14 protein-coding genes and 1 tRNA gene are annotated in these 14,368 nt (G+C 57.7%); 7 read left to right on the top strand and 8 right to left on the bottom strand.

Annotated features, from left to right (window positions below):
• Positions 1-48: 48 nt before the first annotated feature.
• Positions 49-2,277 (top strand): DNA (cytosine-5-)-methyltransferase, encoded by a 2,229-nt coding sequence (locus FCH38_RS01020; protein WP_174372590.1) that lies wholly within the window; start codon positions 49-51, stop codon positions 2,275-2,277.
• A gap of 53 nt (positions 2,278-2,330) precedes the next feature.
• Here FCH38_RS01020 and FCH38_RS01025 read toward each other — a convergent pair whose 3' ends face one another.
• The 4 genes from FCH38_RS01025 to FCH38_RS01040 form a co-directional block, all read right to left on the bottom strand.
• Positions 2,331-2,726: a very short patch repair endonuclease gene (locus FCH38_RS01025; RefSeq protein ID WP_174373106.1), complete on the bottom strand. Its 396-nt coding sequence runs from the start codon at positions 2,724-2,726 to the stop codon at positions 2,331-2,333.
• Between the two features lie 87 nt (positions 2,727-2,813).
• The gene (locus tag FCH38_RS01030; protein WP_174372591.1) at positions 2,814-3,197 is read right to left on the bottom strand and encodes a hypothetical protein; all 384 of its coding nucleotides are present in this window, start codon (positions 3,195-3,197) and stop codon (positions 2,814-2,816) included.
• 232 nt (positions 3,198-3,429) lie between these two features.
• The gene (locus tag FCH38_RS01035; RefSeq protein WP_174372592.1) at positions 3,430-4,578 is read right to left on the bottom strand and encodes an HPP family protein; all 1,149 of its coding nucleotides are present in this window, start codon (positions 4,576-4,578) and stop codon (positions 3,430-3,432) included.
• A gap of 132 nt (positions 4,579-4,710) precedes the next feature.
• A complete protein-coding gene (locus FCH38_RS01040; RefSeq protein ID WP_174372593.1) occupies positions 4,711-5,340 on the bottom strand; it encodes a MarC family protein in 630 nt (209 codons plus the stop codon).
• 217 nt (positions 5,341-5,557) lie between these two features.
• Between FCH38_RS01040 and gyrA the strand changes: the two genes are divergently transcribed.
• Positions 5,558-8,350: a DNA gyrase subunit A gene (gene gyrA, locus FCH38_RS01045; RefSeq protein WP_174372594.1), complete on the top strand. Its 2,793-nt coding sequence runs from the start codon at positions 5,558-5,560 to the stop codon at positions 8,348-8,350.
• A gap of 94 nt (positions 8,351-8,444) precedes the next feature.
• On the opposite strand, the gene FCH38_RS01050 is transcribed toward gyrA, so the two are convergent.
• The 3 genes from FCH38_RS01050 to FCH38_RS01060 form a co-directional block, all read right to left on the bottom strand.
• Entirely contained in the window at positions 8,445-8,705 is a 261-nt protein-coding gene (locus tag FCH38_RS01050) for a hypothetical protein (RefSeq protein WP_174372595.1), read from the bottom strand.
• Positions 8,706-8,787: 82 nt separating this feature from the next.
• Positions 8,788-10,269: a D-alanyl-D-alanine carboxypeptidase gene (locus tag FCH38_RS01055; protein WP_153513712.1), complete on the bottom strand. Its 1,482-nt coding sequence runs from the start codon at positions 10,267-10,269 to the stop codon at positions 8,788-8,790.
• A gap of 139 nt (positions 10,270-10,408) precedes the next feature.
• Positions 10,409-11,128 (bottom strand): hypothetical protein, encoded by a 720-nt coding sequence (locus FCH38_RS01060; RefSeq protein WP_174372596.1) that lies wholly within the window; start codon positions 11,126-11,128, stop codon positions 10,409-10,411.
• Positions 11,129-11,265: 137 nt separating this feature from the next.
• Between FCH38_RS01060 and FCH38_RS23425 the strand changes: the two genes are divergently transcribed.
• From FCH38_RS23425 to FCH38_RS01080, 4 genes are all read left to right on the top strand, one after another.
• The gene (locus FCH38_RS23425) at positions 11,266-11,529 is read left to right on the top strand and encodes a hypothetical protein (protein WP_149897607.1); all 264 of its coding nucleotides are present in this window, start codon (positions 11,266-11,268) and stop codon (positions 11,527-11,529) included.
• Between the two features lie 20 nt (positions 11,530-11,549).
• The gene (locus tag FCH38_RS01070) at positions 11,550-11,771 is read left to right on the top strand and encodes a hypothetical protein (RefSeq protein WP_236776532.1); all 222 of its coding nucleotides are present in this window, start codon (positions 11,550-11,552) and stop codon (positions 11,769-11,771) included.
• Positions 11,772-12,126: 355 nt separating this feature from the next.
• Entirely contained in the window at positions 12,127-12,279 is a 153-nt protein-coding gene (locus FCH38_RS01075) for a hypothetical protein (RefSeq protein WP_174372599.1), read from the top strand.
• 100 nt (positions 12,280-12,379) lie between these two features.
• Positions 12,380-12,469, top strand: a tRNA-Ser gene (locus tag FCH38_RS01080).
• A 132-nt stretch (positions 12,470-12,601) separates the two neighbouring features.
• Here the strand turns inward: FCH38_RS01080 and FCH38_RS01085 are convergent.
• On the bottom strand, positions 12,602-12,946 hold the full coding sequence (locus tag FCH38_RS01085) for a hypothetical protein (RefSeq protein ID WP_174372600.1): 345 nt from the start codon (positions 12,944-12,946) through the stop codon (positions 12,602-12,604).
• A 320-nt stretch (positions 12,947-13,266) separates the two neighbouring features.
• On the opposite strand from FCH38_RS01085, the gene FCH38_RS01090 reads away from it, so the two are divergent.
• Positions 13,267-14,355, top strand: a complete 1,089-nt coding sequence (locus FCH38_RS01090) for a septal ring lytic transglycosylase RlpA family protein (RefSeq protein WP_174372601.1) — start codon at positions 13,267-13,269, stop codon at positions 14,353-14,355.
• Positions 14,356-14,368: the final 13 nt, after the last annotated feature.

Here is a 14,368-nt window from a genome sequence, read left to right on the forward strand (position 1 = left end):
GGCTTAACACAAGGGCCGTATGCAGTTAAGTGGTATGGAGCGGCGCGAGTGAACGCAGAAGTTGACGTAATTGATTTGTTCTGCGGGTGTGGCGGACTTAGCGCAGGTTTCGGCTTAGCTAACGAAGGTAACAGTTTTCGAGTTCTTGGTGGCGTCGATGTCGATAATCATGCGGTCGCTACATATAAGGACCAGATAAAAGCGCCGGCGTTGATCGCCGACGTGAGGACCCTGTTGTCGGACGAAGCTCTTCTCGATGCCCAAAAGGTGTGGAGGCCAAGAGGCAAAGGTCCGCTCGTCGTCATTGGTGGACCTCCGTGCCAGGGTTTTTCGGCACATAGAAAGAAGGATGAGCGAAGCGATTCCCGCAATGATTTGGTCGACGTATTCTTCCAAGTCGCGCTTAAACTTTGCCCAGAATTCATTGTTATGGAGAACGTTCCTGAGGTCTTTGACGACAAGCATTGGCCAGCTATTGCTCGGTCAATCGCCAAAGTTGAAGAGGCTGGTTATCGTGTCCGAGCAAGAGTGCACAATCTCGCTGATTTTGGTGTTCCCCAGGCGCGATTCCGGGCAGTGATCGTAGCAAGACGAGCAGGTCGGCTGTTCAACTTTCCGATTGGACTTCAACAAGTTCATCAGACGGTTCGCGACGCGATTGGAGGACTCCCCCCCATCAAAGCTGGGGAACGCCACTCAGGCGACGCAATGCACGTAGCGCCCGCGCACACCAACAGGATACTAGAGCTTATAGCCTCTGTCCCGCACGACGGCGGGAGCCGTCGGGAAGCCAATCAGTCACTTCTTCCGAACTGTCATGAGGAAGTTGATGGATTCAGAGATGTCTATGGAAGGTTGGCATGGGATCGCCCTTCGATTAGCATTACTGCTAAGTCTTCGACACCGTCATGTGGACGTTTCCTGCATCCTCAGCAGGATCGGAACATTTCGGTGCGAGAAGCGGCGCTCTTGCAGGGCTTCCCAGGCGATTTCATGTTCTCTGGGCCACTCGTGCAGTTGTATCGGCAGATCGGAAATGCGGTGAGCCCAATTTTCGCAAGGCACCTTGCTGAGAAAATTGACCTGGAACTAAGGTCTCCCTCAATTGTATGTGACGAGCTCGAGCATGACGTTTCGACCGCTCAAGGGCGATCGTTCACAAGCTCCATCGCTTCGCGAAAAAAGGAGCGCAGTAATCGACGAACCCTGAGCTATCGACCAACCGCAATTGATCTTTTCTCAGGGGCAGGTGGCTTGAGCCTCGGTCTCTTGCAGGCAGGGTTTGATTTACGTTTTGCTCTCGACAATGATTCAGACGCCGTCCGGACATATCGCTACAACTTGGGTCCGCATATAGTAGAGCGTTCTGCCACGGAAATGTCATTTGAGGAAATTCTGTCACGATCGAACTTGCGATCCGGCGAATGTGACTTTCTCGTGGGCGGGCCGCCCTGCCAAGGCTTTTCGCAGCATCGGCGGGGCGATGATGACGATGACCGGAACGAGCTAGTCCATTGGTTCGGATCAGCCATTAGCTTTATTCGTCCGAAGGCGTTCATGCTTGAGAACGTGCCCTACATCGCTGCCAAAAGGGGACGGAGGATACTCGCGAACTTCGTGCAGCAAGTGCAGGATGCAGGCTACCGGGTTCAGACAGCGATCGTGGATGCGTCCAACTATGGGATAGCCCAACGCCGTCAAAGATTCATCGCAATCGGATTTTCAAACGAAGTGTCAGGCGGTTACTCATTGCCTCTGCATGCGGATGTTGCCCCCCAAACTATTCGCGATGCGATCGGTCACCTGCCATCACCCGACCTCAAGCTAGAGCACCCAGATTTTGCTAACCATGTTGGTACAGCGATCTCTGAACTCAATCGCGAGAGAATCTCCTACGTTCCGCAGGGTGGTGGATGGACAGATATTCCAGAACATCTTCGACTCAATTGTCACACCAACCACCGCGGCCATGGCCATCTCGATGTCTATGGGCGATTGAACTGGACGGGATTGGCGACAACCATAACCGCGCATTCCGACAGCTTCACGAGGGGACGATACGCTCATCCAGAAGAAAATCGACCTCTAACTGGGCGCGAATTGGCAGCGCTTCAGTCGTTCCCAGCCTGGTTTCGGTTCGTAGCTGACAAAAAGAGTGTAGCCCGCCTGATCGGCAACGCCGTTCCACCTGCTTTAGCTCGCGTCCTAGCGGTATCGGTGATGGAGGAACTGTCACGACCAGAGAATCTGCGTCTTAAAATCAGACGAGTTGCCTGATCGTTCTCTGCGCCAATTTCCGAGCAGCATATTGGGGCTCAAACGCCGTGAAGTCAGATTGGTCGATCGTAGCCGAGCGCAATTTGAATAGCAGCGAGTTCAGCAAGTAGCCTGTTGGTATCATCAATGAGCGTGCACTCCCAGACGATCCGAACCGACCATCCCGCGTTTTCAAGCGACGCCTGATTTTCCTCGTCACGCTGGGCATTCCGATCCAGTTTTTCCTCCCAAAACTGTACGTTAGACAACGGTCTCTTTTGTCCTTTTGAACAATGATGTCCGTGCCAGAAACAACCATGAACAAACACGGCCATCTTGTATCGTCGTAGAACTATATCTGGCTTTCCGGCCAATTGGGAATGGTGAAGGCGATAACGAAAGCCTGCGTGAAATAAAGCGGAACGAACGAATAATTCCGGTCGAGTGTGTCGAGACCGGACTCGCGACATCGCATACGCAAGCTGTACCGTGGTCAATCTATCGGTCTTTGTGGCAGCCAAGGGGCTTATCTCTCCATACGGCGTGACATCCCTCAATCAAGCTGATTCTACTTCGCTCTCTCTCAGTTGCAGTCGCGATCGGCAATGCGCCGCTTTTACGACGGTACGCTCACCAAGTCCCATAGTGTTTCCATGCCTAGCAATATGCTTGTCGGTTGTGGTTGCCTGCACGACCTTGTCCGCAACAGCGGCTTCGAAATCGGTTTCTATTAATTCACCTTCACTTTCGAACGATTCCCTAATGCGCGGGGCGGCGACATCGCTGTAGAAAACTGGTCGGTTAATACCCACGCCTTGGCCTCCGGGCTCGCCGCTATCCCGCGATTTCCCAACGGCTCCCGCATATTCCCGCCAACCGCAGAGATCGGTGTCAAAAAAAACGGCACAGAAATGTAAACTTACCAGGAGAAAATCCGGCATTTGGGCTTGTATGTTGACTAAATCGCGACGATGCTAGTCACACCGAGCCAACAACGGATTGAATCTTCTATGTTCTCTCTCTCAGTTTACATTCCTCGCTCCCTATTACCGTTCTGATCGCGTGACGATGGTGGGAGCGGGCTGCGCGTGTCGGCTTCCATCGTTTTTGACTGTCACAGGCTGCTAACCAAAGGGCTTGCAGCGCATATTGTGACGGTATCGCAGGCTCTTCTTATGCTGCGGCCTTGTCCGCCAGCATCGCGACCATGACATCGGATTGCGACACGATGCCCACCATCTTGCCGTTGGCGTCGATGACAGGCAGGTAGTGCAGTCCTTCTTCCGCAAAGCGGATAATTGCTTCCTCGATTGCCGTTTCTGGCTGCACGGTTCTGACCGGCGAGGTCATGATGTCCTTGACGGTATCGTTGGGGGCGCTGGCGCCGGACAGAATGAGGCGCAGCCGCTGCAGGAAGCCGATGGAGGGTCGACCGTTTCTCCAGCTCGCCTTTTCCAGAAAATCCGTCTGGGTGACGATGCCGACGATTTCGGCTTTGTCGTTGGTGACGGGCAGCGCCTTGAAATGATGGCTGTGCATCAGCGCATGGGCATGGCGCAGGCTATCGTCAGGGGCGACGCCGACCACATCCCGCGACATGACGCTGGCGCAATCGAGATGCAGCGCACGGCGACGCCAGGAGCGCAGCTCGGTCTTGCGCAGGATGGTTTCCAGCTCGTCGCGGTCGATATCCAGAACCTGGTCGTATTCCTTCAGCACTTCGTCGAGATCGGCGGAGGAGAAGCCGATTTTCTGGATGGGGGTGGGATCCGTGGTGCCGTGGCTGGCTTTTCCCAGCTTCAGACCATGCGGATAGGCGCGGCCGGTGGCATTGTTATAGACCAGCGCCAGGGCGAGCAGGATCAGCGAGTTTCCGGCGACCGGCCAGAGCAGGAAACCATAGCCGAGGCCGTGCACGGCGGGGCCGCCGAGAACGGCTGTCAGCGCCACCGCGCCGCTTGGCGGGTGCAGGCACCGCAACGCCATCATGGCGGCGATGGCAAGACTGATGGCGAGCGCGCTGGCGAAGAATATATCCGGAACAAGCAGCGCCACCGTTACGCCCACGAAAGCCGACACCAGATTGCCGCACATGATCGACCAGGGTTGCGCCAGCGGGCTGGACGGCACGGCGAATAACAGCACTGCCGATGCGCCCATCGGTGCGATCATGGCGGGCAGGGTGGGGTCGAAGCGAAAAGCGAGACTGCCCAGAAGCCCGGTCAGCAGAATGCCGACAAAGGCGCCGGTGGCTGCGCGCAGCCTTTCCCTGTTGCTGACGGGAGCGGCATCCGGGATGAGGCGGCGCAGCGTGGATCGCATGGAGAGAACTTTCTGATCCGGAAAAGATGCGCGTCTTTTAACCGAAGCGGGGGTACGGTTTAAAGGGCGGATTTTTCGCAATGTCGGTCGGGCGCTGGATTTTATTGCGTGAGCATCGCGATGGAACGACGGTCAGAAAGCGAAGGCCGATTTTATGCCGTCGACCACGAATTGCACGGAAAGGGCGGCGAGCAGAACGCCGAGCAGCCTCGTCAGGATGGCGCGGCCGGTATTGCCGAGAAAACGGTCCATTCGCTCCGAAACGATGAGGGCCGCGTAGACGAGGGCCATGGCGAAAGCGAGGATCAGGATGAGCACGACCATTTCGAGCGTCGTTTTCATCGTTCCCGCCAGAAGCACGGTGGCGGAAATCGCGCCCGGCCCGGCGATCAACGGCAGCGCCAGCGGAAAGACCGCCAGATTGTGCAGATGATCCTTGGTGATGGCGATCTCGGAGGTCTTTTCCTTGCGCTCCTGGCGTTTCTCGAAAATCATTTCGAAGGAAATCCAGAACAGCAATAGACCACCGGCAATGCGGAAGGCGCCGAGCGAGATGCCAAGCAGATTGAGGATGGCAAGGCCGAATAGGGCGAAGACGGCGAGAATGCCGAAGGCGATGATGGAGCCGCGCAGCGCTACCTGGGCACGCTGGGCGCGCGTCATGCCGACGGTAAGTGCGAGGAAAACAGGCGCCAGACCCGGCGGATCGAGCGTGACCAGAAGTGTGGTAAGCGCGTTGATGAGCGTTTCGCTGCTGGCCATTTTTTCCCCGCCTATTCTATTTTTAGGCCGGAGCCTACGCAAGTCATACACGCATTAAAAGGGAGCGGCGGCGCTTTTGCCGACCTAAACGGCGAAAAGCGGTGTATGTCTTGCAAATGACGCAAAAGACTGTTCAAAACTCGCCGGGAAATTGGCGTAACGTGGCTGTTTCCGCTATAAAAATCCATCCGATTCTTAACAGAGAATGTGATCCGTTTTGACTGACCAGAGCCCCCCCGGCGGCGGAAAACTTCCGCCAGGCATTGAACCGATTTCCATCATTGAGGAAATGCAGCGGTCCTATCTCGATTACGCCATGAGCGTTATCGTGTCCCGCGCGCTTCCTGATGTCCGTGACGGTTTGAAGCCGGTTCATCGCCGTATTCTTTACGGCATGTCCGAACTTGGTATCGACTGGAACAAGAAATACGTCAAATGCGCCCGCGTCACCGGTGACGTGATGGGTAAATTCCATCCGCACGGCAACTCGGCGATCTATGATGCATTGGCGCGAATGGCGCAGGACTGGTCGTTGCGCCTGCCGCTGATCGACGGGCAGGGCAACTTCGGCTCCATCGACGGAGATCCGCCGGCGGCCGAACGTTATACCGAATGCCGTCTGGACAAGGCCGCCCATTCGCTGCTCGACGATCTCGACAAGGAAACGGTCGATTTCCGTGACAACTATGACGGCACGCTTCAGGAGCCGGTCGTTGTTCCCGCGAAATTCCCGAACCTTCTGGTCAATGGCGCAGGCGGTATTGCTGTCGGCATGGCCACCAATATTCCGCCACACAATCTGTCTGAGGTCATCGACGGCTGTATCGCGCTGATCGAAAATCCGGCTATCGAACTGCCGGAACTGATGCAGATCATTCCCGGCCCGGATTTCCCGACCGGTGCGCTGATCATGGGCCGCTCCGGCATCCGCTCGGCTTACGAGACAGGTCGCGGATCGGTCATCATGCGCGGTCGCGCCACCATTGAGCCGATGCGCGGCGATCGCGAGCAGATCATCATCACCGAGGTTCCCTATCAGGTGAACAAGGCCTCGATGATCGAGAAGATGGCCGAACTGGTCAAGGAAAAGCGCATTGAGGGCATTTCCGACCTGCGTGACGAGTCTGACCGTCAGGGTTATCGCGTCGTCGTCGAGCTGAAGCGCGACGCCAATGCCGATGTCATCCTGAACCAGATTTATCGCTACACGCCGCTGCAGACCTCGTTTGGCTGCAACATGGTGGCGCTGAACGGCGGCAAGCCGGAACAGATGACGCTGCTGGACATGCTGCGCGCTTTCGTTTCCTTCCGCGAGGATGTGGTCAGCCGCCGCACCAAGTACCTGCTGCGCAAGGCGCGTGACCGCGCGCATGTGTTGGTGGGTCTGGCGATCGCTGTTGCCAATATTGACGAGGTCATCCGCGTCATCCGTCGCGCTCCCGATCCGGCTACGGCCCGTGAAGAGTTGATGACGCGGCGCTGGCCGGCACAGGATGTGGAAAGCCTGATCCTGCTGATCGACGATCCGCGTCACCGTATCAACGAAGACCGCACCTATAATCTTTCCGAAGAGCAGGCGCGCGCCATTCTCGAACTGCGTCTTGCCCGTCTGACAGCGCTCGGCCGCGATGAAATCGGCGACGAGCTGAACAAGATCGGCGCGGAAATCAGCGAATATCTCGATATTCTCTCGTCGCGCGTCCGCATCCAGCAGATCGTCAAGGATGAGCTTATCGCCATCCGCGACGAGTTCGGCACGCCGCGCCGGTCGGAGATCGTCGAGGGCGGTCCTGACATGGAAGATGAAGACCTCATCGCCCGCGAAGACATGGTCGTTACCGTTTCACATCTTGGCTATATCAAGCGCGTGCCGCTGACCACCTACCGGGCGCAGCGTCGCGGCGGCAAGGGTCGTTCCGGTATGGCGACGCGCGACGAGGATTTCGTCAACCGTCTCTTTGTTGCGAACACCCATACGCCGGTGCTGTTCTTCTCCTCGCGCGGCATCGTCTACAAGGAAAAGGTCTGGCGCCTGCCCATCGGCACGCCGCAGTCCAAGGGCAAGGCCCTCATCAACATGCTGCCGCTGGAACCCGGCGAACGCATCACCACCATCATGCCGTTGCCCGAGGATGAAACCACCTGGGAAACGCTTGACGTGATGTTCTCGACGACGCGCGGCACGGTTCGCCGTAACAAGCTCGGCGATTTCGTGCAGGTCAACCGCAACGGCAAGATCGCCATGAAGCTCGACGAGGAGGGTGATGAAATCCTCTCCGTCGAAACCTGTACCGACCGTGATGATGTGTTGCTGACGACGGCGCTTGGCCAGTGCATCCGCTTCCCCGTGGAGGATGTACGCGTCTTTGCCGGCCGTAACTCCGTCGGCGTGCGCGGCATCAACATGGCCGAAGGCGACCGCATCATTTCCATGACCATCGTCGGTCATGTGGAAGCCGAACCGTGGGAGCGTGCCGCTTACCTCAAGCGCTCTGCCGCCGAGCGGCGTGCGGCAGGTGTCGATGAAGACGATATCGCACTCGTCGGTGAAGAAGTGACGGAAGAGGGCGAGCTCAGCGAAGAGCGCTATCAGGAACTGAAGGCACGCGAGGAATTTGTGCTGACGGTTTCCGTGAAGGGCTACGGCAAGCGTTCCTCCTCCTACGACTTCCGCACATCAGGCCGTGGCGGCAAAGGCATCCGCGCTACCGACACCTCGAAGACGGCAGAGATCGGCGAACTCGTCGCTGCCTTCCCCGTGGACGAAGGCGACCAGATCATGCTGGTTTCCGATGGCGGCCAGCTCATCCGCGTGCCGGTCAACGGCATCCGCATCGCCAGCCGCGCCACCAAGGGCGTGACGATCTTCTCTACCGCCAAGGATGAGAAGGTTGTGTCCGTGGAGCGCATCAACGAGCCGGAAGGCGATGACGAGGCTGAAAACGGCAATGGCGAAGAGGCGGACAACAATCTGCCGGATACGCCTGAGGCACCGGAGAGCGAGGCGTAAGCCGCCTCGTTTCCTTTACCCTCAATCGACAGAAACCCCGCGGCGCTCAGGCACCGCGGGGTTTTTCTTTGGGTCTATTGGCTGGTCCGGCTCTTTACCGAATTCGGATATGGATCGGTGTCCGTCCGGAGCGGCCTGCGACGTGAAGGTGGATGCTGGCTTCCGGCTGGTTGGCGCGCCAGGCGCGGGCGCCATGCGACAGAAGCAGGCTGACCAGATCGCGCGTCTTTGCCTTGGAGCGGTTGAGACCGAGATCGGCGATACGCATCGCCGCTTCATGAATGGGATGCAGAACCGACAGACCGCTTTGCCCGTTGCCAGACGCAATGTCCGAATAATTCTCGTTAACTGCCATCTTGGAAAGCCTCGCTACACATTACACAATTCGAGGAGACAGGCGATGTTCCGACAATGAACGCCGCCTGCGGAAACGTCAGTTACTGGAGTGACGCCCAGCAGCTGACGCCTTTCTTTTTCAATGCATTGCATGCATTTACCGCGGCGTTCTGGCCATCAAAGCCGCCGAAACGGGCGCGGTAGACCTGTGAGCCGTCCCGACTAAAGGCGACTGTGAAGGGTTTTGCCGAACGAAGGGCGGAACCACCCTTTTCCTGTGCGCTCTGCAGCAGGCCGCGAGCGGAGTTTTCATCCGGCGATGCGCCGATCTGGATTACCCAGCCGCCCTGCGGAGCTTCTGATTTAGCCGCGACCGAAGGAGCAGGGGCGACCGAGGCGGTAACGATATTGTCCACCTTGGTCGAGTTGGTGATCAACTTGCGGTCCGGCGGGATGGGTGCCTGAGAAACGGGATCCTTGCCCTTCTGCCAGGTTGCTGCTTCCATCGCCTTGACGGCTGGATTGGAAGAAGAGCCTGCAAAGGCTGTAATCGGCGCCTCTTCGTAACGGGCCTGCGGTACCGGTCCGGCATTGGGCAGGCCGGCATTGGTAGCCGCAACCGCAACGGAAGGAACAGTTGCCGCCACGGCGACCGGTTCTTCAATCGGCGCGGACCGCGTCTGGGCGATCAGGTTGCTGTTGCCACCGCGCGATGCTTGCGGCAGATAGGTCGCTACAAGCTTGCGCATGGTGGCGTCACGGGCGGCGCTGGAGCGACCGCCGAGAACGACGGCGACGATGGAGCGGCCATCGTTCTGCGCCGAGGTCGCAAGATTGCTGCCGGCCGCACGGGTGTAACCGGTCTTGATGCCGTCGACGCCCTTCACGGTTCCGACGAGACGATTGTGGTTGCCAATGACCTGCTTGCCGAAATTGAAGGTGCGGGTAGAGAAATAACCGTAATATTGCGGAAAATGCTGGCGAAGGGCGATGCCGAGACGGGCCTGATCGCGCGCGGTCGTCATCTGCGCCGTGTTGGGCAGGCCGTTGGCGTTGCGATAGGTCGTGCGGGTCATGCCGAGTGCACGGGCCTTGGCGGTCATCATCCTGGCGAAACGGTCTTCCGAGCCGCCGAGATATTCACCGAGCGCTGTTGCCATGTCGTTGGCAGAACGGGTGACGAGAGCCAGAATGGCCTGCTCGACCGTGATGGCGCCGCCGGCGCGCACACCAAGCTTGGATGGCGGCTCCTTGGCGGCATTGGCCGAGACCGGCACCTTGGAATCAAGCGAGATGCGTCCGGAATTAAGCGCCTCGAACGTCAGATAAAGCGTCATCATCTTCGTCAGAGAGGCGGGATAACGCAGACCGTCCGGATCCTCGCCGTAGAGAACCTTGCCGGTCTTGGCGTCGATGACGATGCCGGCATATTTCGGATCCGCCTGTGCGGTGCCCACGGATGCTGCGGTTATGAACGCCGCAGCAAGGGTCAACGCAACAAACCTTACAAAAGACGCCGCACCCGCTTTGCGCGAATGTACCCCAGATACACTTTTCAACACTGCTGAACTCTTCAATCGCATATTTCTGTTCCGCTCGGACACGCCCCGCCCGATAGCTCCGGGGAGAAACTTTATCGGGATGGCGTTACCAAGTGGTTTATGAAAGGTGTCTGCCTTCCATAAAATGCGACTTTTCGCACGCAATCTGTGCCATGCTGTTTCACGGATTTCCGTCTTTTGCGAGGCGCTGCTCGACATAATGTTTCACATCGGTGTCGAGTTTTTGCCATTGCGGCAAAAGGCCGGCGGAGAAGCGGTAAAAAAGACTGAGATCCTGCCCGACGTGGATATCCCTTTGGCAGTCGCTGCCTGTGGCTTCCTGCGGTGTCTGCGGCAGCAGGCAGCGCACCACGTAGTCGCTTTCACCATTGCGCGCTCCGGTCAATATGACTTCCTTGCCGTAACCGGAATCGGCACGCAGGCGGTGCAGCAGCAATCCGTGTTTCAGCGGCACGGGGTCTCCTTCCGTCAGCCGGGCATAAATTGGCCCGAAACGGCCGGACATGTCCTGTGACATGGTGCTTTGCGACAGCTGTATATAAATCAGTCCCGTCGCCTTGGCGGGATCGTCGAATATGGCGCGATTCCCTTCCTCATATCCGTTGAGGCCGGGCCAGGTCAGGTAAAGATCGATCCGCTCCTGCTCACCGCCCTCACGACCCGAGGGTAAGCGTAGCGTGTTTTTCACGAGCTTCAGCCGGTCGTTGCCGATTGATATCTGCACCTCGTCGGTTGCTGTCGTATGGCCTGCCTTCAGGACCCGCTCACCGTACAATTTGACGCCGATATTAAGTGCGATGACTAAAACGAGAAGAACTCCGGCAATGATGGCGGCGCGGCGCATCAGCGACGATGAAAGCAGGGGTGTTCCGTTCTGCATGGGCTTCCAGATTCGTTCTTGTCGCGGGCGCGGGTTTCGGGCCGGAAATAGGCTGACAAAGCTTTAACCTGCGGCGATCGCCATTGAAATGCTGTTTTGCCGCTGCTACCTGATAGGGCGCAAGCAAAGGACGGCATATGGCAGCGCGCGACAGATATTCCCGGAAACTCGAATGTTCCAAATGTGGCCATCAGGGTTTTGCCGAAGTGTCGGAATCCGACGAAAAGGGTCGCGCAGATGTCGATTTTCGCGTCGATGAAATGCCGCGAGGGTTTCGCACCGAACGCGCCTCGGGTGATCCGACCGATTTCATGATCCGCTGCGGCCAGTGCGGCAACATATTTCGTTTCCTGCAAAAAACCGCCTATGCGCCCGGAGGCGAACCGCGCGTGAAGGCCTGAACGGGAGGTGCCGGATGACCATGCCGCAACAACCGAACGGCGCGCCGCCAAGGCGCAAGCCAATCTGGCCGTGGATCGTGCTTTTGGTGCTGACGCTCTGCGCCATCTACTCCTATAATCGCGCCAACGAAATCCTGGCCGACCTGTCCCACACCTTGCCGCCAGCGGTGCTGAACCTGTTCGAGGATATTCTTCGGGGTGGCGGACGACACGGTGATGGCGGGCCCAGCATCGGGGTCTGAATAGTCAAACCGACAATCGGGTACTGTCCGCAGACCGGCCTCTCGCATACAGACGTTTTTTAAAGGCGCATTAAAGAAAAAAGCCCCGCAAACGGGCGGGGCAGGTTGATCGCTCGGGGAAAGTTGGGCAATGCCCGGGAGCGATGTGACTATATAAGCGACAATATTGCTGACGCGATAGGCCACTTCCGTCCCAAACAGTACGCCGGCGCATAAATTTTGCTCAGGTGAGGAGGATTTTGAGGAGATGAACTCGCTAAATCTGTCAGGCAACTTGACAGCAAGCCGTCCTATTCTTCGCCTCGCCTCTAATTGCACATATTTGCTCCTAACATAAAGAGACATGAGCAGACGCATGGACAAATCCGGAATCTTCTTCGTGGCGCTTTTGCTGGTGCTTGTTGCAATCGTTCTCAGCCTGACGCTGTTTGATTCGGCCCAGCAAATGCCGGCGGTTCCTGCGGGCGAGGGGTCTTTATTGCCACCGGCAACAACGCCGGGACAATGATAGGCGGATCGACAGCAGATGGACGGCGACCGTTTGGCAGGGCAAGCCTCGAGCGGGATTGACGGCCTTTTTCAAACCGCTATAAAGCCTCACCACCGAAGGATGGGTGTCCGAGTGGTTTAAGGAACCGGTCTTGAAAACCGGCGTGCGTGAGAGCGTACCGTGGGTTCGAATCCCACCCCATCTGCCATTAAGCTCAAAAATGACCATTTTGAAAAGCGGAACGATTGCCGATCCGTGTCGCGTCGTTCGGCCGGAGCGGCTTTGATGTGACCAACAGTGAAGAAACCCGCCTTTCGGCGGGCTCCAAATTCACATTAAATCAGATTTCGGGGCAACCCCGTTCGTTGGCAAATGTGATGCGATCCGGCCCGCGGCGGGTGAAGCCCTGAACAACGACGCGGCCGGGGGTGACACGCACGACTTCGGGATCACGCAGGCCTGCTTCACGAGCGGCGGCGCGGGCTTCGCGTTCGCTGCAGCCGCGCATGCGGGGCGAGCCACGGCGGTCAACGTCTCTGTCCCGATCTCGATCGCGGATGACCGGGCGAACGCCATCGGGACCGATCCTCAACTCCATATCCTGTGCGCCGGCCTGGATGGGTGCAGCGATGGATACCAGGGCGATGCCAAGCGCCAGACCTGCAGCTTTTATTGACTTGATCATGGTTTCCTCCCTCAGCCGAAAAACCGGCGGAAGCTTGTTTGTTTGCGGGGAAGAAACGCGGCCGCACTCCATTTGTTCCGTTATGTCGGATGCCGGAGAGGGCGCAGATGAGCGTCGACGGTAGATTTCAGGCGCCCAAAAAAGAGATAAATCATTAACCACGTTCATTACAATTTTATCGAATTTGCAGAAGTCGTTCGCATTTTCGCCACGTTATGCACAAGATTAAGCGACTGTTAGGTGCTTCGATGGCAGGGGCAATTAATCGAGGCAAGTGAGGGTGCGGTTCTCCGAGCCAATAGCAGCGTGGGGCAGACGATTTGAATTCTACGGTCAAGAAACTCGGCATCAGCACCAGATCGGGTGCGAAGTGGCTTGCAATTTCCGTGCTTTGCGCTGCGACGGCGTCGTGTTCCACCACGACTGAAACGAAGCCGAAGCCCAAGCGCAGCAAGGAATATTTTTCCGAGTCGGAATATGGCGTGAAGGCCAGTCCGCGCGTAGCAGATGGCAAAAGCATTCCAAAAGGCGGCGGGCGAGAGCTCGTCGGCAACGCCTATACCGTAAAAGGCCGTCGTTATTTTCCGAAAGAAGAGCCGGGTTACAACAAGATCGGTCTTGCCTCCTGGTACGGTTCCGCCTTCCACGGTCGCCTGACGGCGAATGGCGAAGTGTACGATAAAGAACATCTTTCTGCCGCACATCCGACATTTCCCCTGCCGAGCTATGCGCGCATTACCAACACGGAAAATGGCGCCTCGGTTCTGGTGCGTGTCAATGATCGCGGACCTTTCCATGAAGGCCGCCTGATCGACGTTTCCAGCAAGACGGCCGATCTTCTCGACATGAAGGCGACAGGTACGGCGAATGTGCGGGTGCAATATGCCGGCCGCGCTCCGCTTGACGGTCACGACATGCCTTATTTGATGGCGTCTTATATTCCGAAGGGCTCGCGCTCGCCGGGTGTTGCGCCCGAGGGGCAGATCGCAACGGGTGTCATGGTGGCTTCGAATTCTCCGAATTTCGTTCCGGCTCCTGCCTCCAATCCGAATTATAGCGGTTCGACGCAGACGGCGCTGGTCGGTTCCAGGAAGAATGCCGCTCTGCAGGCCATGCCGCTGGTCAATGGTCCGGCGCCGGTATTCGAGCAATTTGCGATCCTGCCGGAAATCGGTCCGTTCCTGGTTGAACGGCCCGAAGGAAACTTCATGCGTGAGCCGGCGGCACCCGGCGGCAATTATCTGCGCGTGCCGACGCCATCGTCCAAATATGCAGCGGCTTATTCGCAAGAATCTGCTACGGTTTCCCGGACCGCGCGTGCCTTCGACAGCGTGCTGGTCGATCGTGGCGCGCTCAACGAGCAATCGATACTCGCCCATGTGAAGCGTCAGCAGGCGAAGTCGCGCTGACGGATTGAAGAGT

Origin of the sequence: Agrobacterium tumefaciens, assembly GCF_013337285.1 — a bacterium.
In the GTDB taxonomy this organism is placed as follows: Bacteria; Pseudomonadota; Alphaproteobacteria; order Rhizobiales; family Rhizobiaceae; genus Agrobacterium; species Agrobacterium burrii.

Bases quoted from the DNA above. Each gene is read 5' to 3' on its own strand.
- FCH38_RS23425 (WP_149897607.1), top strand. From the start codon at position 11,266: ATGGCAGCGCGCGACAGATATTCCCGGAAACTCGAATGTTCCAAATGT.
- FCH38_RS01030 (WP_174372591.1), bottom strand. From the start codon at position 3,197: ATGCCGGATTTTCTCCTGGTAAGTTTACATTTCTGTGCCGTTTTTTTT.
- FCH38_RS01085 (WP_174372600.1), bottom strand. From the start codon at position 12,946: ATGATCAAGTCAATAAAAGCTGCAGGTCTGGCGCTTGGCATCGCCCTG.
- FCH38_RS01040 (WP_174372593.1), bottom strand. From the start codon at position 5,340: ATGGCCAGCAGCGAAACGCTCATCAACGCGCTTACCACACTTCTGGTC.
- FCH38_RS01070 (WP_236776532.1), top strand. From the start codon at position 11,550: ATGCCGCAACAACCGAACGGCGCGCCGCCAAGGCGCAAGCCAATCTGG.
- FCH38_RS01060 (WP_174372596.1), bottom strand. From the start codon at position 11,128: ATGCAGAACGGAACACCCCTGCTTTCATCGTCGCTGATGCGCCGCGCC.
- FCH38_RS01055 (WP_153513712.1), bottom strand. From the start codon at position 10,269: ATGCGATTGAAGAGTTCAGCAGTGTTGAAAAGTGTATCTGGGGTACAT.
- FCH38_RS01075 (WP_174372599.1), top strand. From the start codon at position 12,127: ATGGACAAATCCGGAATCTTCTTCGTGGCGCTTTTGCTGGTGCTTGTT.
- FCH38_RS01050 (WP_174372595.1), bottom strand. From the start codon at position 8,705: ATGGCAGTTAACGAGAATTATTCGGACATTGCGTCTGGCAACGGGCAA.
- FCH38_RS01035 (WP_174372592.1), bottom strand. From the start codon at position 4,578: ATGCGATCCACGCTGCGCCGCCTCATCCCGGATGCCGCTCCCGTCAGC.
- FCH38_RS01025 (WP_174373106.1), bottom strand. From the start codon at position 2,726: ATGTCGCGAGTCCGGTCTCGACACACTCGACCGGAATTATTCGTTCGT.